The sequence below is a fragment of the Vibrio sp. 1069 genome (assembly GCF_033340555.1).
In genome coordinates this window covers 1-757 of record NZ_JAWOWP010000296.1, presented here as the reverse complement: position 1 = coordinate 757, position 757 = coordinate 1, and the positions used below count along the sequence as shown (strand labels likewise).

At 41.0% G+C, this 757-nt stretch carries 1 protein-coding gene; it reads right to left on the bottom strand.

Going from position 1 to position 757, the window contains the following annotated elements; translation table 11 throughout:
• Positions 1–448, bottom strand: a 448-nt coding sequence (locus R7040_RS26100; RefSeq protein ID WP_318097524.1) for a LysR family transcriptional regulator, incomplete at its 3' end; no start/stop codon positions are given.
• Positions 449–757: the final 309 nt, after the last annotated feature.

The following is a 757-nucleotide window of genomic DNA, read 5'->3' as shown; positions in this document are numbered from 1 at the left end:
ACCGCACATGCAGATCAATTTCGCCATGAATGTTTTTAACTGCGCCATCTCCGGTAAGAATTTTCACGCGAATATTTGGATGGCGCTGGTGGAAATCATCGATATTTGGCACGAGCCAAAGACTGGCAAATGAGGGTGTGACATCGACAACCAACAGCTCTTGATCGGTGTTGGTCTGAATTAGGCTGGCGGTTGCGTGCTGAATGAGCTCCAGAGCTTCTGTTATTTGGGGCAAATAGCGCTTTCCTTCCTCTGTTAGCTCCACGCCGTTTAACCCTCGATGAATGAGAGGAAGCCCAACGAGTTGCTCTAAAGATGCCATCTGTTTACTGACCGCTCCTTGTGTTACGCACAGGTCATCGGCGGCTTTAGAAAAGCTGAGATAGTTAGCCACAGCAACAAAAGTCCTCAACGCACGAATGGAAGGGTACTCACTGCCTTTTATCATTCTTTCAATTCCATTGAATTTGATTAGGCACAGAGTAGAGGATTTGTACTTTTAAGCAAAGCAAGGCACGACGGATGTGTGATTGGCTTCCTTTCTAGTAAACACGCAATGCGATATTTCAATGACTATTTAACAACTCAAGAATATTCACACTGTGTATTTTTATTTTGAAAAAACTACAAATTAGCGAGAAGCTTTTTCACTAGTTATATTTATCCTACATTTATATTGTTTGTGTAAGGTAAATAAATAGCCTGTATTTTGTTTTTTGTACGAGTGTTTTTAGCTAATTGTCAGAATCTTATTAAA